Raw genomic sequence first — 23,444 nt, forward strand, 5'->3', positions numbered from 1 at the left:
TTCACCTACAACGTTGCAATCTACGAAAAGCGTATTCTTCTGATCCGATTGATTTTGAATGGTATGTGCGCTGGATAGTCTCCCTACTTCCGGCAAGTCCAGGTTCTGGAAACGCAGGATGAACAGGTTGCTACACCTTGTAAAAACCTGGACGATTGAAAAGCGTTTTCCAGAAAAAGCGGAGGAAAATACCCACATTTTTTGTGTATGCCCATTGGCTGCTCATCTCAGCCCAGGGAGCACGACGATCACGAACATTGACGGCCATTTTCCAGATAAATACAACCGGAATCATCAGGATATAATGCAGGATCAGGACAAGGTAGGCACCAACGCCGTACTGCTTTCGTACCCAGAGCAACTGCGACACCTGTACCTGGGGTTTAAACCGGTTGATGTGTGTAACCACGTGCTGCTGATTATCTTCGCTACTGCCGTATTCGAGATGAATAAAGCCCTCGTTACGCAATAAAAGCAACTTGCCCTGCTTGCCGAGTCGATACCCCCACTCCACATCTTCGCCATACATGAAAAAGCTTTCGTCCAGGCCACCGGCCTTATCAATGACCGACTTACGCGTCATCAGGAAAGCGCCCGATAGCCATTCGACCTGATTAGGGTCATCGAACTGCGGATCGGGCATGAGTCGATAGAGGAATTTTTCGGAGGCTACTCCGCCCGGCAGGATGTAAAAAGCCCGGCGCATCTGGCCGAAGGTTGTGTACAGATTCGGGCGAAGCTGTCGATTGGCCATGAGTTGCATGGCGCTCACAGCCGCTACATCAGGACGAGTATCGAGTAGCTGGACGCAATGACCCAGCAAATTGTCGATCAGAAGTGTATCGGAGTTGAGCAGGAGAATGTAGCGACCTTTTGCTTCGCGTATGCCCAGATTATTGGCCCGTGAAAAACCCGCATTGTAGCCCGTTTGAAACCAGCGAACGTCAGGATAAACTGCCTGAATGGTCACCTGACTGTTGTCGTTCGATTGATTGTCGACAATAATTAGTTCAAAACGAACCCCGGTTGTGAACTCATAAACAGAAGCTAAGCAATTGAGGATGAGCTGGGGAGTTTTGTAATTGACAATGATAATGCTTAAGTCGGGCAAAGCAGTTTAGTCGATAGTTGGGGTGTAAAGTTAAACAGTTTCAGGTTTCATGTTCCAGATTAGCAAACCTAACCGGCGGAACTTGAAACCTGAAACGGTCGGGTCTGAAACTTAATACAATACCCACGTATCTTTACCTCCTCCACCTTGCGAGGAGTTGACCACCAGCGAGCCTTTCCGCAGGGCAACCCGAGTCAGGCCGCCCGGTATCACGTTAACATTGTCGCCGTAGAGGATATATGGGCGCAGGTCGACGTGACGGCCTTCGGCATGATCGCCCACCAGGCAAGGTACGCGCGAGAGCGAAATCGTGGGCTGGGCAATATAGTTTCGGGGATTGGCTTTGATTTTCTGCCGGAACAGTTCGTGGTCTTCGGGGGAGGCTTTGGGACCAATTAGCATACCATAGCCACCCGCTTCGTTGGCTTCTTTAACGACCAGTTGTTCGATGTTGTCCAGCACATACTGGCAGTCTTCTTCCTCGCGACAGATGTAGGTTCGTACGTTCGGAATGATCGCTTCTTCGCCCAGATAGTACTGAATTATTCGGGGAACGTAGGCATAAATTACCTTATCGTCGGCCACGCCTGTCCCTGGTGCATTGGCCAGCGCGACCCGGCCGCGTTTGTACACCTCAAAAATACCCGGCACGCCAATCATCGAATCTGGATTGAAGGCCAGCGGGTCCAGAAACGTATCATCAATACGTCGGTAAATGACATCGACAATCTGGAAGCCTTTGGTCGTACGCATTTTTACGTAACCTCCCGATACGACCAGATCACGAGCTTCGACCAACTCAACCCCCATTTGCTGAGCCAGATATGAGTGTTCAAAATAAGCCGAGTTGTAAATGCCCGGCGTCAGGACTACCACGGTCGGATTAGGTCGGTCGGCAATAAACTGCAACATCTGCAGCAGTCGGGTAGGATAATCCGATACGGGCCGAACACCGGTCTGGGTCAGTACTTCCGGAAATGTTTGCTTGATAAGCTCCCGGTTTTCAAGCATATACGACACCCCAGACGGGCATCGGAGGTTATCTTCCAGCACCATAAACTGGCCATCATCCCCCCGAATCAGGTCGGTACCCGTGATGTGGCACCAGATTCCTTTGGGTGGGCGTACACCCAGACAACCCGGCAGAAACGATTTGCTGGACTCGATCAGGTCGCGTGGTACAACGCCATCGTTCAGGATTCGCTGTTCGTTATACACATCGTCCAGAAACATATTGATGGCCTTGATGCGCTGAATCAGGCCAGCCTCAAGGCGATTCCATTCCGCTGATTCAATCACACGGGGAATAATGTCGATGGGCATAATTCGTTCTGTACCTTCTCCCTCCGAGTAGACGTTGAAGGTGATACCCATACTCATCAGGGCACGTTCGGCTGCATGCTGGCGTCTTATAATATCTTCACGGGTCAATTCCTCGACGCGTTGCTGAAATGGAGCATACCCGGCTCGTACCTGCGTTTCGCTGGTGAACATCTCATCAAAAAAGTTCTCGGTCTGATAGTCTGAAAACGAGAAATTAACGCTGGTCTGCCCCTGCGACTGCGTCATACCATTGAGTGTCTGTGACTGCGATTGGCGGGTATTTTGTTTTTTCATAGAACAATCTATTTATAATCGGGTCAGCGGCCAAATAGAATATTGACGACCAAAGCATTCTGCAAATAAAACGCTTTAAACGTAAAAATTTATACTTAACAGGCACTATTGATAAAGTTCATCGGTAAGGTAGTTTCTTCTGATTCGACGTTCATCACCTTATAATCGCCCTAAGGGGTTTTCCAAATTCATTTACTCACAAATGATAATGGGGGCAAGTCATTGTTAGACAGGCTATTAGTTTTTGATTTGTGCCGACGAACTACCTCTGGCCACGATTTATATCAATAAGGTTTGCGATTTTTTTTCAGGCTCTGCAACGGTGGCTATACGTTGCACGTACGGCAGAATAGTACCGGAAACGAATCGGGCTACCCCTTATTTTTCAGTTTCATTTTTTTAACAAAACCTAATGACTTCTAAGATGAAAACATTGCTTGTGTTCAGTTGTGTGGCTGCTTTGGTGGTGGGGATTAGTAGCTGTAACAAGTCGTCGGTTGACCCTGCTGATGCGGATGCCTCTGCCCGGACGGCAGGTGTGACCAGTTCGTCGGCTACGGGACCGCATAGCGTTACTGCAGTCGATGTGGCTAGTCTGCCTGCCGCCATCACTACCTACATTACGACCAATTATGCTGGCGCCACTATCAAAGAAGCGCTCAAAGACTCGAAGGGAAATTATGCCGTAGCGATTGTGCAGAATAGTACGCTTAAACTGCTGGTATTTACAGCCGATGGGGCATTTGTAAAAGAAGCAGACGGACTCAAACGCGGTCATCGCGACTCAACCCATCATGCGCCTGGCGACTCGGCTCACCATCCTAAAGGTGATTCACTGCATCACCCTAAACCCACACCGGGCGATTCTGCACATCATCCACGTCCAGGTGGACCTGGATCGACAACGGTAGATGTGTCGAGTTTACCTGGTGCCATTACGACTTACATCAATACGAACTACGCTGGGGCAACCATTGAAAAAGCTGCTCAGGATAAAAACAGTGATTATCTGGTGGCTATTCTGACATCTGATAAAAAACGGGTGTTACTGCTGTTCGGCTCAGATGGTACTTTTAAGAGAGCCATAACAGGAAAGCGATAAGTTGCTTGAGGGAAAACACGAATACATAAGTTGTCCTGAATGATCAAGGATGACTTAACAAGACCGCCCTTCTGGTTTGAGGCTACCCCATGGGCCCAAGCTGGAAGGGCGGTCTTGTTATATCCACCCTATGCCGACAGGATAGAGGAGACTACTCGCCGAACGGTGGCACGGCTGATGCAAGCGTCTGATTGTCAACTATGCAATCAGCCGTGCCACCGTTTAAAATGCACTCCAGGCTAGAGTTTTAGCCGAGCTACCAGCACGGTGTCATAATCGTTCTATAAGAACTTTCTAAGACCTGCTTAAGGCCCTTCTAAGGGGCAGTGGCTTATTTTGCCGGGAATCGACATACATAAACGTTATGAAAAAGACTCCACAATCTGTTAAACGGCTGTTGGCGACAGCATTACTTATCTTTTCGGTTGGCTTTAGTCAAGGGTGCCATACTGACTCCAATCAATCCCGGACCGAAGAAGCGGTTGAACAGACCGGCGATTCGGTTGAGGCCGATGTGCAGGAAGGGGCCGACCAGGCTGCGGCTACATTTCGCCAGGAACGCGATGAAGCTGTCACGACACTGAAAGAGCAACGGGATAAACTGGATCAGGAAATTGATGAGTTACAAAACAAACTGGATACTAAAGGCGACAAGGCTAAAAAGACGATGAAGCAGCAACTGGATAAATTGAAAACCGAACGGGAGGACCTGAATAGAGACATCAACAAAGCGCAGAATGCGACAGAAGATGCCTGGCAGGAAATTAAGTCGGGATTTAAGCAGGCCGGCCGCAAAATAGGTAAGTCCTTTGATAAAGCCGAAGATCGTCTGGATGACGCTACTAAAAATCGGTAGCCTCTAGTGGCGCATAAATAGGCTTTTAACTCACTTTTCTACTTTAATCCCTGTTTCTGCCATGGACAACACAACAAAAATAGTCTGTAAGGGCGTTCTGACTACCGAGCTGTTTGATCAGCCCCGACAGGCTGTGCAGGATACCGAGTGGGTACGGAAACCTGCCGATCCAACGAAGCAGGCCGGTGGACTGATTCGAAAAGGAGAAATTGTCTGGTTTAATAGCGACCTGTTTGGGAGTGGTCCTGAGTGGCAACAGGTTCGTTTAACCGACGATACACTTGGTTATGTCAAGCCGCATCATTTTACCGGAATTATCAGCGACTCTGAAACCTGATGGGTAATCAGGTGGTTCAGGGTTAGTGGCCTTATTCTGATAGGTCGAAATTTATGATTGGTCGGCTACCGTTGTGTCGACATTACTCAACGCCTTGAAACGAATACGCAATTATGGTTGATGCATTATTTGGTGCACCCCCTATTCCTTTAGATCAACTCTGGCGGCTGGATGAAGGAGCGCCCAATCTGATTCTGTGGGCCGTTCCGATTATGGTTGTGCTGACAGCCGCCGAAATGATCATTTCGTATATTCAGGAGAAGCCGTATTATGAAAAATGGGAAACGATTGGGTCAGTCCTGGTCGGATTAGGTTCGGTAGCTATCGGTGTCGTGATTAAGCTTATGCTTCTTTATGGCATAGTATGGCTTTATAATCAACTGCCATGGCGGATGACGTTGCAATGGTGGACGTTAATTCCCTGTTACATCATCTATGACTTCTTTAGTTATTGGGCGCATCGGATCTCGCACGGGCAGCGTTTCTGGTGGGCTACTCATGTGGTTCACCACTCAGGGGAGCGCTATAATCTGAGCGTATCGTTTCGACTGAGCTGGATTCAGTACCTGAAAATTATCTTTTTTATTCCCGTCGCGCTGATTGGGTTCCATCCGATTATTTTCTTTCTGACGAATCAGTTGGCCGTTTTGTTTCAGTTTTGGGTGCATACGGAATACATCCGCCGATTACCGGCCTGGGTCGAGTTTATTTTTGCTACTCCGTCCAATCACCGCGTGCATCATGGGTCTCAGGAGAAATATGTTGATAAAAACTTTGGCGCTACGTTTATTTTCTGGGATCGTCTGTTTGATACTTATCAGCCCGAAGAAGAACCGCCAATTTATGGTATTACGACCAATATTGGCCAGAAGGCTAACCCATTGCACATCAATTTTCATGAGGTGGTAGATATCATTCGCGATGTAAAAACGGCCAGTGGGTTCCGGCAAAAATGGTTTTTTCTATTCGGTAGCCCCGTTGAGGTCGATCAGTATAAAAAGCAGGCGAACAGGAAACAACTAGCTGATCGGTTGCCGCTGCCCAACTCTGATGGCACGTTTAGGGAAATTATTTCCGAAAAACGGTAGTGTTAATTTGTTAATTGACAGTGTGATAGACCCGGCGATAAACCGGGCCTTTTTATTTTCTCGGGTAAAGTTTACAACCAAATGGGCGGCTTCTTAGTCTTGGTAGTACAATTTAAACGTATATACCATGAAAGCTTTTTTTTTCACGCTTGCTTTACTTATTGTTGGTTTTTCGAGTGCGATGGCCCAGACTGAACGCGGCAGTCGGTTGATGGGGGTTAATGTAGGAAACATTACCATTCCAACAACGGGAGGATCAGGGACGATTATCAGTCTTCAACCAACGTATGGCTGGTTTGTCGGAAATGGACTGGCAGTAGGGGCTGGCATCCCGTTTTTGAACATCAGTTCGAATGGTACACGGGCAACTCAGATTGGGATAGCTCCGTTTCTACGTTATTACATTGGGCAATCCCAGGTCAAACCCTTTTTAGGTGCATCGGTGGGAGTGATTAATTCGTCTGTATCGCCGAGCGGAGGGAGCTCTAATTCGAGCACGGATGCGCTCTATAGCTTTACGGGTGGAGTTGCCTTCTTTATCAATCGGTCAGTTAGTTTCGATCTGGGTTTAACCTATACCGGGGGCGAAGGGGCAGCGTTAAACACACTACTGGTAGGAACACCCAACGCATTGACACCTAATGTACCAAAGGCATTGAATATCAGTCTGGGCTTTCAGGTTTATTTCGGCAAATAATTAATGTTTCAGGTTGGCTGGCGCATGAATTGCTGGCGCCAGCCAACCTGAAACATTAAACTGCTTACCACAGGTAATGAACCGGATTTTTGATCCGTTCTTCGTAGATCCGTTTCACGGCGGCCATTTGTTCGGGGATAGGAGCGGGGCGTTCCAACGCCTTTAAGTTTGACGTCAGATGGGCTGACTTTGACGCTCCGGGAATAATGCAACTCACTGCATCGAAGGCCAGAATCCAACGTAGGGCATCGGGAGCCAGATTAGCTTCGCCCGGAAATACCGTTTTGAGCTCATCGACGGCCGCCAGACCCGTTTCGTAGTTGACGCCGGAGAACGTTTCGCCTTTATCAAATGCAGCCCCTTCCCGATTGAACGTACGGTGATCGGTAGGTGAAAATGATGTATTAGCACTATACGTACCCGTCAACAGTCCACTGGCAAGCGGCACCCGAACGATGATGCCTATGTTTCGTCGGCTGGCTTCCTGAAAAAACAGTTCGGCTGGCCGTTGACGAAACATGTTGAAAATGATCTGGACTGTGGTGACGTTGGGAAATTCTATTGCTTTCAATCCTTCTTCCACCTTCTCGACACTTACCCCCAGGTGCTGAATCTTACCTTCGTCTTTGAGCCGATCAAACAACTCAAAGATTTCAGGACGGTAATACACCTCGGTTGGCGGGCAATGCAACTGAATCAGGTCGAGCGTATCAAGCCCCATATTCTGCAAACTGTCTTCCACAAATTTGCGAAGTGCAGCGGGTTGATAGGCTTCATTAGTATGCGGTTGGAGCCGTCGGCCGCACTTGGTGGCTACATAAATCCGTTCGGATCGTGAGCGTACGAGTCGGCCTACGGCTTTCTCACTTTCTCCATCGCCATACACATCGGCCGTATCGATAAAATTGATACCTGCGTCGACGGCTGCGTTCAGAATCTGGTCGGCATTGTCGTGGCTAAATGGATCGCCCCACTTGCCACCTACCTGCCAGGTACCCAGACTAATTTCCGAAATGCTATAATCGGTTTTTCCTAATTTTCGATAGTTCATAGTAACGCGGACTTCTAGTCCGCTTAGTTAAAACGCTTTCTGTGCGGACAGGATGTCGGTATGTCCCGGCGGGGAACCGCGCATCACCGCGTTACAATTTAACCCCAAAACGGTCACCAATTTCTTCCAGACTTTTGATGACTGGGTCCAGCACCGGAATGCCTGACGATAATCGTTCGGCCTCCATCAATCGTTCGGGGTCGCCAGGGATCAGCACCTGTTGCCCTTCAACGGCTTTGGCTTGCCGGAATCGCTGAATCCAGGTATCCATATGCGATTTAAATTCGTCGGCGGGCCGGAATGCATCGATCCGCATGGCACCGAAGAAATGGCCGGTCCCCATCCCCACGCCCTCATTCGCCTGCATAAAACCGGCTGTAGCGAAAGGTGGGACCCAGGGACCATAGTTAGCCCCGGACAGGACCCCCGAAAAAATATCGACAACAGCACCCAGACCATACCCTTTGTGAGAACCATGTTCGCGATCGGTACCGAGTGGGAGCAGAGCCCCTCCGTTTCGGATGGCATTCGCATCGGTTGTCGGTTGCCCTTCGGCGTTTTGCGCCCAGCCAAGGGGAATATCTTTGCCTTTTCGCTGCAATATTTCGAGCTTCCCGTAGGCAACGGCCGTAGAGGCAAAATCGGCCAGGAACGTCGGTTCGGTAGCTGCCGGGATAGCCACAGCGATTGGGTTGGTTCCCAGCAGCTTATCCAGCGAAAAAGTAGGAGCCACCAGTGGTGCTGCATGGGTCATGGCCTGGCCGATCATATCGTGTTCGGTAGCCAGTAGGGCATGGTAACCCGCTATGCCGAAGTGGTTGGAATTACGGACAGCTACCCAACCCGTTCCAGCAACGCGAGCTTTTTCGATGGCTACCTGCATGGCCCAGGGGCCTACTACTAATCCCAGACCCCGGTCGCCATCAACAACAGCGGTAGAGGGTGTTTCGTGAACAATATGGATGCGTGGTTTGGGGTTGATACGCCCGTTATCGTACAGGCGGATGTAACCCGGCAGACGTGCCACACCGTGTGAGTCGACGCCCCGTAAGTCGGCGCTGACGAGTACATCAGCGGCTAGTCGGGCATCGGTTTCAGAACAGCCAATGGCACTAAAGATTTGTTCGGTAAATGTTCGGAGTTGACTGGCAGTAATCATGGCCGCAAAGTTGAGGAAAAGTCAGGAGTAGTCAAGCATAGTCAGGAATAGTCAGGAGTAGTCAATTATGGTCAGGAGTGGCCAAGTGTAGTCAAGGATGGTTGGTTCACTATCAATAAAAATGGTTTATTCACGACTACACTTAATCTCCTTGACTACTCCTGACCACACTTGACGATACTTGACCACTCTTTAAACGTTTACCCTCATTATGGAGTCTATACCGCCAAAGCATCAGTAGGGTTATCCGTTTAGTAAAGGGATCAGATCATTTTCCGAAAGCCTTTTTATTCTTTGCAACCCGATAGTGCATCTACCTTAACTTTTCATACACATGAAAATCTTCATCATCACTACCCTGTGTCTGTGCATGCAGATCAGCTTTGCTCAGGTAACTTCGCCCGAGGCTGCTGACGAACAGCGCATCCATTCCACCCTTCGTCAGGCCACCGTTTTTCTGACCCGCGCTCAATTATCAGCACACGCTACCGCAACGTTGGAGGTTGGTACCACCCGACTGATTATTGACAATGCACCCGCTCAAACCGATCCGCAGAGCATTCAGGTGTCGGGCAAGGGCGATGCGATTATCCAGGGCGTTCAGTTTCGAACCAATTTTCTGAACAAAGCCACCAAACCAGCATCCTTACAGCGGCTGGAAGATTCGCTTCGTATTAATCGTGAGTTGTATGAGACGATGGCCGTTCAGGTCGATGTACTCCAGCAGGAACAGAAGTTGATTCTGGCCAATCAGCAGGTGGGTGGCAAGGATCATGGCGCAACGGTGAAAGATGTGGCCGATATGGCCGCTTTCTACCGCGAACGACTCACTAAAATTGGGCAGGAGTTATTGGTTATGACCCGACGGATGACTGAACAAAAGAAGCGGGTGGATCGACTGGACGCACAGGTTGCTGAACAGAATGCCAAACGAGAGCGGCCCGTCGGTGAAATTGAGGTGACAATGACCGCCCGAAGCCGTACAGCAGTCGAACTGGACTTGAGTTATGTAGTGAGTAACGCAGGCTGGTCGCCGGTGTATGATGTACGCGTACGGGATGCAAAAGGCCCGGCGTCGCTGGCGTATAAAGCCCTTGTGTATCAGAATACCGGTTTCGACTGGCAGGCCATTCGACTGATCTTATCGACGGCAAATCCCGCCTTGCCCGGTTCGCAGCCGCAGTTAACGACCGATTACGTAGGTTTTTACGAGCCTAAACCTGCTAAACTATCGCATGACGAACGGGCGCTGAATGAAGTCGTTGTGACAGGCTATGGAACAGCTAAACGGGCCAAAAGTGACGTGGCGGGTGGTGCTGCGCTAGCTCCCCAACTGGACAATACGGCCACAATGACGCAGGCTGTTGACCAGCCTACCAACGTTAATTTCGTAATTGCGCTCCCGTACACGATCCTGACGAATAGCCGCCCGCAATTGGTCGATGTTCAAACGACTGAGCTACCCGCTACCTACCGGTATGAACTAACGCCCAAACTGGACAATGACGCGTTCCTGACGGCTCAGATCACCGGCTGGGATAAGCTCAATCTGCTGAATGGCCCCGCCCGCATTTATTTTGAAGGTACGTTTGTCGGGGAGTCGCGCGTGAACCTGTCGGAAGCAAAGGATACCTTGAATCTATCATTGGGTCGCGATAAACGAATCATTGCCAAACGCGAACAGATCGAGGACCTAAACAGCCGTAAAACGATCAGCAGTAATCAGCGCGAAGGTCGGGCCTACCGGATTAGTGTGCGCAACACGCGGCAGGAGCCCGTGATGTTGACCCTTTATGACCAAATTCCGGTAGCGACCGATAGCCGGATTGAGGTGTTGCTGACCGATGCGGGTGGGGCTGAACTGACGTCTGAAACCGGCAAGCTGACCTTTCGATTAACCCTTAAACCGGGCGAAAGTCGTGACCTGTCGTTCCGCTATGAAATTAAGTACCCCAAAGGTCGGGTATTGACGCAGTAGATGCCGTAACTTTCGCAAAGCCTGAAACTTTCGGAAAGTAGCGCGTTTATCGATCTATCTTAACACGTTTTTAAGAAACAAATCAGGTCGTTTTCGCTTTATTTCCTAACCACCTGATTTGTTTTAATACCGCTATGCTATTGCGTTTTTACCTGATTCTGACATTTGGTTTTCTGGCCTGTACGGCTCATGCTCAACCACAGGATACGCTTACGACCCAACAACTGCTACAGCGAAGAGGAACGTCGTATTCGGCCCTGATTCGGCCTTCGCGGTACCTGGCGTTTGATGTCAATCATACAATAGGTGGCTTTCGGCGCTACCGCTATTTTATTGGTGATGAACTGCATTTTAAAGCCAGAGGTGAAAAATATCGGGAAGAGCTATATGACGTTACCGATAGTACATTCAGCATTTTGATGGCCAATGAGGTGATGAATCGCGATGAGCCCGTAACGTTTCGACTCGACGAGGTGAAGTCCATTTTACTGCATCGTCGGATTCCGTTCATAACTGCTGCCGGAACGCTTTTTCCCATTGCCGGAGGGGTTTATTTGTTGGCCGATATAGTGAATAATCGGGGATTTTACAGCAATACGCTGCCTGTTGTTGGTTCGCTGATTGTGAGTGGTGTACTCTTTCACCTGATTAGTAATCCACATATCCGTGTCAATAAAAATCACCGATTAAAAGTGTTACGAACGTATTAGTTAGCGCAGAGCAGGAAGTAGTGATATTCGTAACTGAGTAAGTACAAAAAGTACTCCTACGTGTCATTTTTACACAAACGGTTGGCATTTGGTTTTCAAAAAACTGCGTTTACATTTGCCCCATGCCGAACTCGATCGCCACTATTCAAGCTCGCTGGACACAGCAATACAGGCTGTATACAGACGCCTACGAATCTGGGCGTATGTCGTTCATTCCGAATTTACTGCCCCAGATGGCCGTGCAATTTTCAGTGTATCAAATCCTCGATATACTGCATAAACGATTGGGGAACGAAACCCTACGGCGGGCGTTAAACCCAAACGAAACCATTGACAGCCCTGCCCGAATTTACCCTGATGGCTCGTGGCTCAAACGGAGCAATATGGTTGGGGTCAATGTGCGAACCATTGGCTCGTTCTGGAAGCTGATCAATTATACGCTGACCCTACCTGCCAGTCACGACAGCATTCATTTATTGCCGATCTGGGAGCCTGGCGTAGTGGGTAGTTTGTATGGCATGGTAAGCTGGCAGATTAACCCCGAATTTTTCGATGTTGAACTGGCTCGGTTGGTTCCGGCGCTCGATTCGGTTGAAAAACAGCTCAAAGTCGTTATTAACCTGCTGCATGCGATGGGTCGTACGGTGGGCATGGATGTAATTCCGCATACCGACCGATTTTCGGAAATGGTGCTGGCTTGCCCGAGTTTGTTCGAATGGGTACAGCGCGACGTAAAGGGAGGGCATCCGGATACACTTGCCGATCATTCGGGATTTCTGCATCGGTGCGTGGAAGAGTCGATCTGGCAATTCCTGAAATTTCATGGGGCCGCCGATGGGTCTCCGCTGGCGTTTGCAAAAGACGCCTTTTTTTCAACCGATCTGTCAATTCTGATGGATGACCAACGGTTACGGATGTTGTTTGGCTATCCACATGATTATGGTGGACGACTTCGGCGACGACTGGCCTTAATCAAGTATCTGGTCGAACGTGGCTATGAAACCCTACCCATGACCATGGCCCCGCCCTATCGGGGTATTCATATCGAACCCAAGGATTACGTTACTGATGACTTCGGGCAAATCTGGTATCAATACGCATTCGACAAGCCTGAAGCCATGTCGCGCGTGTTTGGCCCACTGGCCCGGTATCGGTTTTATGAATCGAAGGACAACAACCAGCAGTGGGAACTTGATTTCGATCGCCCAAACAAACCAGCTTGGGACTACATTTGTCGGAAAGTGTACGATTGCCAGCGGACCTATAATTTCGATTTCATGCGGGGCGATATGGCCCACGTACAAATGCGGCCATTGGGCGTTCCGGCAGAGATAGATACCTACTATGACCCATTAAAGGCAATCAAAAAGTACGTACAGGCTCAGGGCGTTCCTTATTACGGATTTTTTGCCGAAACGTTCCTGGCTCCCCCCGATACAATGGGCTATGGCAACGAACTTGACCACCTCGAAGCCATTGAAGCCGACTCAACCCTGGGCGATTTACAATCGATGGTTGTGGGATCAACGGCGTTTAAACAGAAGTTTTCGGAGTACTATACCTACCTGAAAACCCGCCAGTTCGCGCCCAATTTTACCGTCATTACGGCCGATAAAGACGACCCGCGTTTTGACGAATTTTACCAAACCGGTAACCTGTTTCGGTACTTTACAGCCCTGTTTTTGACCGATATGCCGAGTTATGTCGGCATGGGTTTTGAGGTGCGGAATTTGCACGAACAGCGTGGGGATAACGAAGAGTACAGCAAATTGTACGTTTTCCAGATCGGCGATGATCGGCAAACGGATAAAGTGACCCACGCGCCCTTCGTTTGGGGACAACATGCTGAACAGTTTGAAGCGATTCAACGGATACGCGAATTTGCAGAAAGCATCTGGTCCGAGATTGCTGGAAAAGAGACAGAATGGCTGGTAGCTCCTGGTAAAGCCAGTTACATTGCCTGGAAGCATACCGAACCCACCGGATACATTTTCGCTGCCAGCCTGACCGATCATTTGCCAGAAGAATTACCAAAATTGCCTAAAGGCGAAGTAGTTTTTGAAGAGAAAGGGTGTCGTATATGGCGGGTGACTGGCTCTTGATTGAAACCATCGCTGTTTGTATCTTGCACAAAACGGTGCTGGCAATTGTAGTAGGTTAGTGGTATTTAATGGCTAAGTAAATATATTCTCATAAAGAGTATTATTGAATAGTTTAATTTTATAGTATCTTTCCCGTAAAATAAGTCACAAACTATGGAAGCGGATGTTGTAGCAGAACAGGTAGTTGAGGAAGTCGCCCGCTCAGCCTATGAAATCGAGCGCGGAAAGCCCATGCCTAGTAAAAACCATTCACGTTTACAAGCCCGTTTATCGAAGGAGCTCTTGGTGTCGTACGAAGATCAATTTGATGTTCGTAGTGAACAGTCGCTTGGTCTGCCTAATCCGCCCTTAGTGCCTGATTTAAGTATTTTCCCGGCCGAAACCTCAAACTGGCAGCAGGATGAGATCAAGGAGAGTGAAGTGCCACTGACCGTTATTGAAATCGTTTCGCCATCGCAATCTGATACGGAATTGACAGCAAAAGCGCAGGAGTACTTTGCTGCGGGAACTAAGTCGTACTGGCTCGTTCAACCGCTATTTCGCACGGTAGTTATTCTCCAGCCCAATACCGACGAGCTCGTTTTTCACAATGATCTGCTCACCGACCCAACCAACGGAATTGCCATTGACCTGAAAAAAGTGTTTCGGTAATAACTTCTTTATTTGACTGTGAATTTCCAGCTATCATCGACCGCCAGTAATGGCAGCTTCGACCTCATCGACGGTCAGGAGGTATTTGTTACGCATTTTCAGTACGAAAACTGGTTTTCGAGTGAGGGCAACGCTAGTCTCCAGCATGACCAGGTTACCATTAAATCCCGAAACTTCTGGCATTCTGCTTTCGACGTATTCGTCAACGGCATCGACAAAGGAGACATTACCTTCAACTGGCAGGGGCATATTCTCATTCGTTTGGTAGAGCAATCGGGGCTATCAAAAAACTATCGGTTAAAAAGTAAAGGATTTTGGGACTTTCGATTTGTGCTGGAAGATGAGCAGCATATGGAATTGCTCCAACTGATTCCAAAATTTCGCTGGAATAAACTGAGCTATAATTATGGGGTTGATTTTGCCGAGACCTATAACCCTGTCACAAACCCTGATCTTATCATACTCCTGTTAGCCTGCGGTTATGGAGCCAATCTGTACATGGCCATGATGGCAGCCGCTGCGTAATTGTAGTCGGATACATTGTACCTTTACTATATGAGTAGTGCCTGACCGACGGCTTTACTTGTACTTCCTGTCTGCATATAATTTTTGAAAATGGCGCGTGACTTATTTCATGAACTTGTTCGGGAGGCTCTTGAAGCAGATGGTTGGACGATTACACATGATCCATTTATTTTAAAATCAGGTGGTTTACGATTGGAAGTCGATTTAGCTGCTGAACAGATATTTGCCGCCGAACGAGGAGCTGAGCAGATTGTCATAGAGGTGAAAAGCTTTATCGGAAAATCAAAATTGAATGACTTTTACGAAGCAAAAGGGCAATATGACGTTTATCGGCGAGGTTTACGGAAAGAAGGGATTCAACGTAAACTGTATCTGGCTGTCGATGTCGATGTAGTTGAATCATTCTTTCAAAAATCGTTGATTGCTGAACTATTAGAAGAAGAATTGATTTCATTACTCGTTTATGATATACAAACGAAACGCATTGTGCAATGGATAACCCGGTAAATGCCTATCGAAATATTATAGTCGACTTGCTGGAGTCATATGCCAGAACACCATCGGCTGGACCAGCTCACAACGAAATCGAAGAGCAACTCATTTTGGATACACAACGCGATCATTACCAAATCTTGACAATTGGCTGGGAAAATGGGCGTCGAGTGTATTATCCTGTTTTTCATATTGATATTCGGGATGGTAAAATTTGGGTGCAGGAAGATGCTACCGACTTTGATTTGGTAGGAGAACTTGAACGGCGTGGTGTCGCGAAAAGCGATATAGTTTTGGCTTTTCAGGCCCCCTACAAACGGCCATTTACCGGATATGCCGTTGCCTGAAGGAATATAACCCTATGAATCGCAATCTGATCGATAGTCTTAATTTTGCTTCCAAGCTTACGCCTAAGCGAGTCGCGAATGCATTAAAAGTGCTGTCGAGTTATCATATCGCAAAGCAAACCGGAAAGCCATTGCAACGTGGCTTACCCATGTCGGTATCGTTTGAGCCGACTACCTCCTGTAATCTGCGTTGTCCCGAATGTCCCAGCGGGCTCCGTTCGTTTACTCGCCCGACAGGTATGCTGGGCGAAGAACTTTACAAACGCACTATCGACGAACTGCACGAAACGCTGCTTTATCTGATCTTCTATTTTCAGGGCGAACCGTATCTGCATCCGCAATTTCTGGATTTAGTTCGCTATGCCACCGAGCGAAACATTTATACGGCGACCAGTACCAATGCCCATTATCTGACCGATGCCAATGCTCGCAAGACCGTCGAGTCAGGACTGGATCGATTGATTATCTCCATTGACGGTACGACGCAGGAAGTGTATCAGCAGTATCGGGTGGGGGGTAAGCTGGAAAAAGTACTGGAAGGCACGAAGAATATCCTGCGTTGGAAAAAAGAACTAAAGTCACGTACACCACACGTTGTGTTTCAGTTTCTGGTCGTAAAGCCCAACGAGCATCAGATCGCCGAGGTTAAAAAGCTTGCCCGTGAACTGGGTGTCGATGAAGTAGGTCTGAAAACGGCCCAAATTTATAACTACGAACAGGGCTCCGAGCTAATTCCAACGCTGGACCAATACAGTCGATACGCCCAACAGACGGATGGTACGTATCGGATCAAAAACGGCTTTGGTGATCATTGTTGGAAAATGTGGCATTCCTGCGTCATTACCTGGGATGGTCTTGTGGTTCCCTGCTGCTTCGATAAAGACGCTCACCACCGACTCGGCGATCTACAAACCCAATCCTTTGCCGATCTCTGGCAGGGGCCAGCGTATCAGGATTTCCGTCAAACCTTACTCCGTTCCCGCTCCGAAATCGACATGTGCCGCAACTGCACCGAAGGCACCAAAGTGTGGGCGTAAATTAATTTTGAATGAGTGAATGATAGAATGATTGAATAGCTGACACAAAACCTATTCAATCATTCTATCATTCACTCATTCAAAATTAATTTTTCAGGTCCTTATAGCTGATCAATTGAATACCCTTCGTTTTGATGAGGGCTTTTATGCGTGGGTCGGTCCAGGTGTCGGTTACGCCTTGCCGGTCGATGGCTACCTGCTCGTAGCCGATGTGGTGGATGGCACGTACTTCGGGCGTATCCAGGCCAGGATGGTCGACAAACAGATAGGTTTTACCCGCTTCCAGACTTTCGAGCATTTTACTGAAACTGTCGATTTTCTCCTGCGAAGTGGCGTGAGGGCCAATATAGCCTACATTCTGGACACCGAAATCTTTGGGCACAATGTTGATCTTATACTCTTTTGCCAGCTTCTGAGTTAATGCACTTACTTCAGCGCTCATGTCCGAGCAGCCCATATGGCTCGAAAAATGGCTGATCCGGGGAATTTTCTTCAGTGCTAATTCGATCTGAGCGCGAAACTCTTTTTCGATGTCGGCCAGTTGCCAGTCATTTTCCACAATCGAACGTTTCGGATAGTTCTTGTTGGGCCGAACCATGGGATAGAAATAGCCATCAGCATCGCGCAGGCTGGGGCAATCCGATACCGGCCGCCATTTGATGTTATCCCATTCGCTCGTAATCGCCAGGTGAATACCCACATCGATCTTAGGGTTTTCGGCTAACATCTTAACCGCTTCCGGAAACCAGGGTGATGGGACAATAACCTCAATCGACGTTTCAATCCCTTCGGTAAAGCACTTGATAAGGGCTTCATTACCCGCGTGCGAATAGCCCATGTCGTCGCCACGGACGATGAGTCGGGGTGGTGATGTTTGGGCAAAAGCCGAGTGGAACAGTAAGGTGAAAAGGCTGTAATAGAATAATTTCATAAGTAATGCGGGTGGTAACCCGCGATTTTTAGCCAGTATCGCGGGTTACCACCCGCATTACAATAAAGCAGAATACACGTCAAATCTTCTCAGCGATGCGCAATTTGGCGCTACGGGCGCGCGGGTTGCGGGCAATCTCATCGGGCGTAGCTTCGATGGGTTTGCGCGTTATTGATCGCAGTGGTTTGATCTCATTTCCAAACAAATCCTTCTCCACCTCGCCCTGAAATTTACCCTTATTGATGAAGTTCTTTACCAGCCGATCTTCCAGGGAATGATACGACATGACCACCAGCCGCCCGCCCGGTTTCAGAATCTCAGGAACCTGCTCCAGAAATTCTTCTAGCACCTGTAGTTCTTCGTTCACTTCGATCCGCAACGCCTGAAATACCTGCGCGAAATACTTGTTCTCTTTACCGCGTGGAGCAAGCCGTTGCAAGGCCGCTTTCAGATCGTTTACTGTTTTCAAAGGGCGATTCGATCGGGCCGATACAAGGGCGCTGGCAGCTGTTCGGGCGTTGGTAATTTCGCCATACATGCCTAGAATACGATGCAGGTCTGCTTCTGAATACTCGTTGACCACCTCGCGGGCCGATCGTTCGGCGTTCTGGTTCATCCGCATGTCGAGTTCAGCATCAAAACGGGTCGAGAAACCTCGTTCGGGCGTATCGATCTGGTGGGAAGAGATACCCAGATCAGCTAGAATACCGTCTACCTGCTCGGCTTTGTACAACCGGAGATAGCGTTTGATATTCCGGAAATTGGCGGCAACAAACGTTAGTCGTGGGTCAGCGAGAGCCTGGGCGTTGGCGCGGGCATCCGCATCCTGATCAAACCCAAACAATCGTCCTCCTTCGAGTTGCTGTAAAATGGCACGGCTGTGCCCACCACCACCAAAGGTAATGTCGACATACGTGCCGCCGGGTTGTAAATTCAGCCCGTCGATACAGGCTTGTAATAAAACAGGTTCGTGGTAATTCGTCATTCAGAAACTAACCGTCTTGAGTCATCGTTAAATTGGAAATCGTGTTCTTACAACCTGCATTGAGTTTTAGCCTAAACAATGAAGAACCTCCTTCCTATTCTTGCTATTGGGTTACTTTCAAAGACTGTATTTGGTTCAGATAGCTCATCTGCAACCAGCCAGCCCGAGAGCGCAGCGCCTATCAAACCTGGTCAATATCGGGCCGTTCTTAAAACCAAAGGTGGCGATCTGCCGTTTGGTTTATCCATTCAACCCGGCTCAGCGGCCAATACATACACCGTGTTCGCTTTAAACGGGACCGAACGACTGCCATTGGATGTGGCTACCGTTCAGGGTGATTCCATTCGGATACCGAATGCCTTGTTTGAGTCGGAACTGGTTGCAAAGATAGACGGGAATATGCTCCGGGGAACATATCGTCGAAAACGGGTTGGGCAACCACTCCAGACGTTGCCGTTTGAAGCTGAGTATGGAAAGACCTATCGGTTTGTAGCCGATGATGAAGTAGGTTCGGGAGGTCGTTCAGCATCCAGCAATGTGACGGGTAAATGGGCTACGGATTTTGGCAGCGAAACCGGTAAAGTCGATACGGTCAACGCCGTTGGTATTTTCGATCAGAAAGGCAATCGGCTGTCCGGTACATTCCTGACGCCCACGGGCGATTATCGGTATCTGGAAGGGAATATGGTTGGCGATAGTCTATTTCTGTCCTGTTTCGATGGTTCGCACGTGTATTTGTTTAAGGCTAAGCACGATCCGGCAACCAAAACGATGAAAGGAGGCTTATGGGCTGGAATTTCGAGTTATGAACCCTGGGCCGCCCGCGTCGATCCCAAAGCTGACTTACCCGACCCAGCCAAACTAACCTACTTAAAACCCGGCTCAAATACTCTCAGGGCTTCGTTTCCTGAACCGAATGGAAACATCGTTTCACTGACTGATCCACGTTTTAAAGGAAAAGTGACCATTGTACAGATTATGGGCTCGTGGTGCCCCAACTGTATGGACGAAACGAATTTTATGAGTCCCTGGTACAAAAAGAATAAAGCGCGTGGGGTCGAAGTTATCGGCTTGTCGTTTGAGCGCTCGGCAGATATGGCCGTATCGGGTCCAAAAATCGAGCGGATGAAACAACGGTTTGCTATCGATTATCCCATTGTGCTGGCCGGTACCAACGATAAAGTACAAGCATCAAAAGCACTTCCCGACCTGAATGCCGTTGTGGCTTTCCCCACGACCATCTTCATCGATAAAAAAGGTCAGGTGCGCCACATTCATACAGGCTTCTCAGGCCCAGGCACCGGCAAATACTATGATCAGTATGTTGAAGAGTTTAATCGACTCATAGATAAGCTCCTGTCGGAGTAGTTGATTGGTTTGTTGGTTAATAGACGGACTGGTTCAGGGTGTTGTCGGTTTTAGAAACCGACACCGTGAGGTTTCTTAAAACCTAATGTGCTGTTCGGTTTTGAGAAACCTCACGGTGTCAGATGTGAGCATCTGACATCACAGGATTGGCAGCGTAGTTGATTGGGACACTGCACTATTTAGTTAACAGCTCAACCAATCAGCTATTTTATAAAATTCGTATGCATGCATACTATTTTTGGTAAAAAATGGTAGATTTACGTCCAGAAGGGATAGGACGACATCGACCATGAAGAAGGAGAAAACCGTTGATTTTCATATAAAATGGGGTTGGCATGCCATTTCACGCATGTATAACGCCTACGCAGCCCGCTTCGACATTACTATGGCGATTGGTTATGTGCTGCTCAACATCGATCTGGAAGAAGGTACGCCCGCTACCAAAATTGGCCCTACACTAGGTATGGAACCCCGTTCGCTGGTCCGAATGCTCAAAAATCTGGAGGAGCGTGGTCTGATCCGTCGGGAAGTAGACGAAACCGATAAACGCTTTGTTCGAATCTTTCTGACCGAAGAAGGAAAAGCCAAACGTGAACTCGCCCGCGATGGGGTTATTCTGTTCAATAACATGATTCGCGAAAAAATTCCACTGGATAAACTGGTCATCTTTTTTGAGGTGATGAAAGACATTATCCAGATGGTAGAAGAAGAAAACACCCGCATCAAAACAACTGAATCAGAAGAACTCTCTCTGGAATAACATACTGTCAATTAAAGCCGTACGTGCTCATTTATGCATGTTCGGCCTGTTCTATTTGCGTTAAGCTAAACCATGGAAGCTACCTTAGAAAAAACAAAATCGGAGGGACGTACCCCTCAGACAAAAAATCGAACCATCCGGCGTGTGGCTGTGCTGGGGTCAGGTATTATGGGTTCACGCATTGCTGCTCATTTTGCCAACATTGGCGTTGATGTACTCTTGCTGGACATCGTGCCGAGAGAACCCAGCGAAGCTGAACAGGCCAAAGGATTAACCACGGCGAGTCCGGTAGTTCGGAACCGGATCGTGAACGACTCGTTTCAGGCGATGCTAAAAGCCAGTCCGGCCTCGCTGTATAGCCCTAAATTTGCCGACCGGATCAAGCTGGGGAATTTCGATGATAACCTGAAAGAAATTGGTGCGTACGATTGGGTGATCGAGGTCGTAGTGGAGCGACTGGACATTAAACGGTCAGTGTATGAGCGCGTTGAACAGTTCCGCAAACCGGGTACGCTCATTACGTCCAACACATCGGGGATTCCAATGCACCTACTGGCCGAAGGGCGCAGCGACGACTTCCGGCGGAACTTCTGCGGTACACACTTCTTCAACCCACCCCGGTATCTGCGGTTGCTGGAAATTATCCCCGGCCCCGATACGGACCCCGCTGTAGTGGCCTTTCTGATGAACTACGGCGATTTGTATCTGGGAAAAACGACCGTTCTGTGTAAAGATACTCCCGGTTTTATTGCGAATCGGCTCGGTATTCAATCGCTGATCCAAACCATTCGGGTGGCCGAAGAACTTGGGTTATCTGTTGAAGCCGTTGATAAACTGACCGGTCCCGTAGTGGGTCGTCCAAAATCAGGCACGTTCCGGCTGTCGGATGTGGTCGGGTTGGATACGACTGTCAACGTAGCCAGCAACCTCGTGAAGATGGAGCACGACGAGTCGAGCGCTTCATTTGAACTGCCTGCATCGGTGAAAAAACTGATGGAAAATAAGTGGCTTGGCGACAAAACCGGGCAGGGTTATTACAAGAAAACGAAAGATGAGAAAGGTCAAACCCTGATTCTGGCGCTCGATCTGAATACCTACGAGTATAAACCGTCGGAGAAAGTAAAATTCAGTACGCTCGACAGCACCAAAGCGATTGATAACCTGAAGAATCGGTTTCCGGTCCTGATTGCGGGTAAGGATAAGGCGGGCGAATTTTACCGGCGTACGTTTGCCGATGGCTTCCGCTATGCCACGTATCGTATTCCCGAAATTTCGGACGAACTCTATCGCATCGACGCGGCCATTACGGCTGGATTTGGCTGGCAAATGGGCTTGTTTGAAACCTGGGACGCTATTGGTGTAAAGAAAGGCGTCGAACTGATCGAATCGTTCGGCCAGAAACCGGCTCAATGGGTGTACGACATGCTCGACGCTGGATTTACCTCCTTTTATAAAGTTGAGAATGGCAAGCGCAAGTATTACGACATTCCGACGAAAAACTATAAGACCATTCCAGGTACCGAAGCCTTTACGATCCTCGAAAACCTCAGTAACAACATTGTCTGGAAAAACGCGGGAGCGAACATCATTGACCTGGGCGATGGCATTCTGAACGTCGAATTCCGCAGTAAGATGAACACCTTCGGGCAGGAGGTGTCCGAAGCGCTCAACAAAGGGGTTTTGCTGGCGGAGAAAGATTTCCGGGGGCTGGTTGTAGGTAACGATTCAACCGAAGCGTTTTCGGCGGGTGCTAATCTGGCTACGCTGTTCATGTTTGCTGTTGAGCAGGAGTTTGACGAGGTCAATCTGATGATTGCGCAGTTCCAGAAACTCATCACCCGGCTTCGCTATTCATCCATCCCCGTTATTGTTGCTCCGCACACATTAACCTTGGGTGGTGGTTGCGAAGCGGTACTCCACGCCGATCGCGTGGTGGCTCATGCCGAAAGCTATATCGGATTGGTTGAAGTAGGTGTCGGCCTGATTCCGGCTGGTGGTGGTACCAAAGAAATGGCTGCCCGGGCATCGGACCTGTACCAAACGGGTGATCCAGAATTGAACATTCTGCAAAACGTGTTCATGAATATTGCCACCGCAAAGGTTTCGACATCGGCGCAGGAAGCCCGCGAAATGAATTACCTCCGCTCAACGGATCAGATTGTGCTGAACCGTAGTCGATTGCTAGCCGAAGCCAAACAGGCAGCTATCGAACTGGCTGAGAATGGATACACACAGCCTAAACCCCGGACAGATATTAAAGTACAGGGAAAAACGGGTATTGCTCTGTTCAAAGCAGGGATTACGGCCATGCATATGGGGCGCTACATTTCGGATCACGACCGGAAAATTGCCGACAAACTGGCCTACGTCATATGCGGGGGCGATTTGAGCACACCGCAGACCGTTTCGGAGCAATACCTGCTTGATCTGGAGCGGGAAGCGTTCCTATCGCTGACGGGTGAAAAGAAAACGCTGGAGCGAATCCAGAGTCTGCTGACAGGTGGCAAGGCCCTGCGGAATTAACGGGAAATAACAAGTTG

At 48.8% G+C, this 23,444-nt stretch carries 22 protein-coding genes; 16 read left to right on the plus strand and 6 right to left on the minus strand.

What is annotated here, in order from left to right:
• Positions 1 to 130 precede the first annotated feature (130 nt).
• Together ACYVFD_RS07630 and ACYVFD_RS07635 are read right to left on the minus strand one after the other, a co-directional pair.
• Complete coding sequence (locus ACYVFD_RS07630; protein ID WP_461089202.1) at positions 131 to 1,111, minus strand: glycosyltransferase family 2 protein; 981 nt, start codon at positions 1,109 to 1,111, stop codon at positions 131 to 133.
• Between the two features lie 111 nt (positions 1,112 to 1,222).
• Positions 1,223 to 2,728, minus strand: coding sequence for a circularly permuted type 2 ATP-grasp protein (locus tag ACYVFD_RS07635; protein ID WP_461089204.1), 1,506 nt, complete (start codon positions 2,726 to 2,728; stop codon positions 1,223 to 1,225).
• A 424-nt stretch (positions 2,729 to 3,152) separates the two neighbouring features.
• Between ACYVFD_RS07635 and ACYVFD_RS07640 the strand changes: the two genes are divergently transcribed.
• The 5 genes from ACYVFD_RS07640 (at position 3,153) to ACYVFD_RS07660 (ending at position 6,808) form a co-directional block, all read left to right on the plus strand.
• Positions 3,153 to 3,830, plus strand: a complete 678-nt coding sequence (locus ACYVFD_RS07640; RefSeq protein WP_461089206.1) for a PepSY-like domain-containing protein — start codon at positions 3,153 to 3,155, stop codon at positions 3,828 to 3,830.
• A gap of 364 nt (positions 3,831 to 4,194) precedes the next feature.
• Positions 4,195 to 4,686, plus strand: a complete 492-nt coding sequence (locus tag ACYVFD_RS07645) for a sll1863 family stress response protein (RefSeq protein WP_461089208.1) — start codon at positions 4,195 to 4,197, stop codon at positions 4,684 to 4,686.
• A gap of 61 nt (positions 4,687 to 4,747) precedes the next feature.
• Complete coding sequence (locus ACYVFD_RS07650; RefSeq protein ID WP_461089210.1) at positions 4,748 to 5,023, plus strand: hypothetical protein; 276 nt, start codon at positions 4,748 to 4,750, stop codon at positions 5,021 to 5,023.
• 113 nt (positions 5,024 to 5,136) lie between these two features.
• Positions 5,137 to 6,111: a sterol desaturase family protein gene (locus ACYVFD_RS07655; RefSeq protein ID WP_461089212.1), complete on the plus strand. Its 975-nt coding sequence runs from the start codon at positions 5,137 to 5,139 to the stop codon at positions 6,109 to 6,111.
• A gap of 127 nt (positions 6,112 to 6,238) precedes the next feature.
• A complete protein-coding gene (locus ACYVFD_RS07660; RefSeq protein ID WP_461089214.1) occupies positions 6,239 to 6,808 on the plus strand; it encodes an outer membrane beta-barrel protein in 570 nt (189 codons plus the stop codon).
• A gap of 64 nt (positions 6,809 to 6,872) precedes the next feature.
• Here ACYVFD_RS07660 and ACYVFD_RS07665 read toward each other — a convergent pair whose 3' ends face one another.
• Together ACYVFD_RS07665 and ACYVFD_RS07670 are read right to left on the minus strand one after the other, a co-directional pair.
• Complete coding sequence (locus ACYVFD_RS07665; protein WP_461089216.1) at positions 6,873 to 7,859, minus strand: aldo/keto reductase; 987 nt, start codon at positions 7,857 to 7,859, stop codon at positions 6,873 to 6,875.
• A 91-nt stretch (positions 7,860 to 7,950) separates the two neighbouring features.
• Positions 7,951 to 9,018 (minus strand): Ldh family oxidoreductase, encoded by a 1,068-nt coding sequence (locus tag ACYVFD_RS07670; protein ID WP_461089218.1) that lies wholly within the window; start codon positions 9,016 to 9,018, stop codon positions 7,951 to 7,953.
• Between the two features lie 334 nt (positions 9,019 to 9,352).
• Here ACYVFD_RS07670 and ACYVFD_RS07675 point away from each other — a divergent pair, with 334 nt between their 5' ends.
• The 8 genes from ACYVFD_RS07675 to ACYVFD_RS07710 all read left to right on the plus strand — a co-directional run bounded on the left by ACYVFD_RS07675 (position 9,353) and on the right by ACYVFD_RS07710 (position 16,860).
• Positions 9,353 to 10,996, plus strand: coding sequence for a mucoidy inhibitor MuiA family protein (locus ACYVFD_RS07675; protein WP_461089219.1), 1,644 nt, complete (start codon positions 9,353 to 9,355; stop codon positions 10,994 to 10,996).
• A gap of 134 nt (positions 10,997 to 11,130) precedes the next feature.
• Positions 11,131 to 11,706, plus strand: a complete 576-nt coding sequence (locus ACYVFD_RS07680) for a hypothetical protein (protein WP_461089221.1) — start codon at positions 11,131 to 11,133, stop codon at positions 11,704 to 11,706.
• Positions 11,707 to 11,828: 122 nt separating this feature from the next.
• Positions 11,829 to 13,808, plus strand: coding sequence for a hypothetical protein (locus ACYVFD_RS07685; protein ID WP_461089223.1), 1,980 nt, complete (start codon positions 11,829 to 11,831; stop codon positions 13,806 to 13,808).
• A gap of 153 nt (positions 13,809 to 13,961) precedes the next feature.
• Positions 13,962 to 14,459 carry a Uma2 family endonuclease gene (locus ACYVFD_RS07690; protein WP_461089225.1) on the plus strand — a complete coding sequence of 166 codons (498 nt, stop codon included), beginning with the start codon at positions 13,962 to 13,964 and terminating at the stop codon, positions 14,457 to 14,459.
• 18 nt (positions 14,460 to 14,477) lie between these two features.
• The gene (locus tag ACYVFD_RS07695) at positions 14,478 to 14,984 is read left to right on the plus strand and encodes a hypothetical protein (RefSeq protein ID WP_461089227.1); all 507 of its coding nucleotides are present in this window, start codon (positions 14,478 to 14,480) and stop codon (positions 14,982 to 14,984) included.
• A gap of 90 nt (positions 14,985 to 15,074) precedes the next feature.
• Entirely contained in the window at positions 15,075 to 15,491 is a 417-nt protein-coding gene (locus ACYVFD_RS07700; protein WP_461089229.1) for an element excision factor XisH family protein, read from the plus strand.
• On the plus strand, positions 15,476 to 15,823 hold the full coding sequence (locus ACYVFD_RS07705; RefSeq protein WP_461089231.1) for an element excision factor XisI family protein: 348 nt from the start codon (positions 15,476 to 15,478) through the stop codon (positions 15,821 to 15,823). The genes ACYVFD_RS07700 and ACYVFD_RS07705 overlap by 16 nt, the downstream gene beginning before the upstream one ends.
• A 14-nt stretch (positions 15,824 to 15,837) precedes the next feature.
• A complete protein-coding gene (locus tag ACYVFD_RS07710; protein ID WP_461089233.1) occupies positions 15,838 to 16,860 on the plus strand; it encodes an SPASM domain-containing protein in 1,023 nt (340 codons plus the stop codon).
• Positions 16,861 to 16,945: 85 nt separating this feature from the next.
• On the opposite strand, the gene ACYVFD_RS07715 is transcribed toward ACYVFD_RS07710, so the two are convergent.
• Positions 16,946 to 17,791 carry a polysaccharide deacetylase family protein gene (locus ACYVFD_RS07715; RefSeq protein WP_461089235.1) on the minus strand — a complete coding sequence of 282 codons (846 nt, stop codon included), beginning with the start codon at positions 17,789 to 17,791 and terminating at the stop codon, positions 16,946 to 16,948.
• Between the two features lie 79 nt (positions 17,792 to 17,870).
• Positions 17,871 to 18,776, minus strand: coding sequence for a 16S rRNA (cytosine(1402)-N(4))-methyltransferase RsmH (gene rsmH / locus ACYVFD_RS07720; RefSeq protein WP_461089237.1), 906 nt, complete (start codon positions 18,774 to 18,776; stop codon positions 17,871 to 17,873).
• Between the two features lie 78 nt (positions 18,777 to 18,854).
• Here rsmH and ACYVFD_RS07725 point away from each other — a divergent pair, with 78 nt between their 5' ends.
• The 3 genes from ACYVFD_RS07725 (at position 18,855) to ACYVFD_RS07735 (ending at position 23,427) form a co-directional block, all read left to right on the plus strand.
• On the plus strand, positions 18,855 to 20,144 hold the full coding sequence (locus tag ACYVFD_RS07725; protein WP_461089239.1) for a peroxiredoxin family protein: 1,290 nt from the start codon (positions 18,855 to 18,857) through the stop codon (positions 20,142 to 20,144).
• A gap of 289 nt (positions 20,145 to 20,433) precedes the next feature.
• Positions 20,434 to 20,904, plus strand: a complete 471-nt coding sequence (locus ACYVFD_RS07730) for a MarR family winged helix-turn-helix transcriptional regulator (RefSeq protein WP_461089241.1) — start codon at positions 20,434 to 20,436, stop codon at positions 20,902 to 20,904.
• 72 nt (positions 20,905 to 20,976) lie between these two features.
• Positions 20,977 to 23,427 carry a 3-hydroxyacyl-CoA dehydrogenase/enoyl-CoA hydratase family protein gene (locus ACYVFD_RS07735; protein WP_461089243.1) on the plus strand — a complete coding sequence of 817 codons (2,451 nt, stop codon included), beginning with the start codon at positions 20,977 to 20,979 and terminating at the stop codon, positions 23,425 to 23,427.
• Positions 23,428 to 23,444: the final 17 nt, after the last annotated feature.

This window comes from Spirosoma gilvum, from assembly GCF_054776815.1.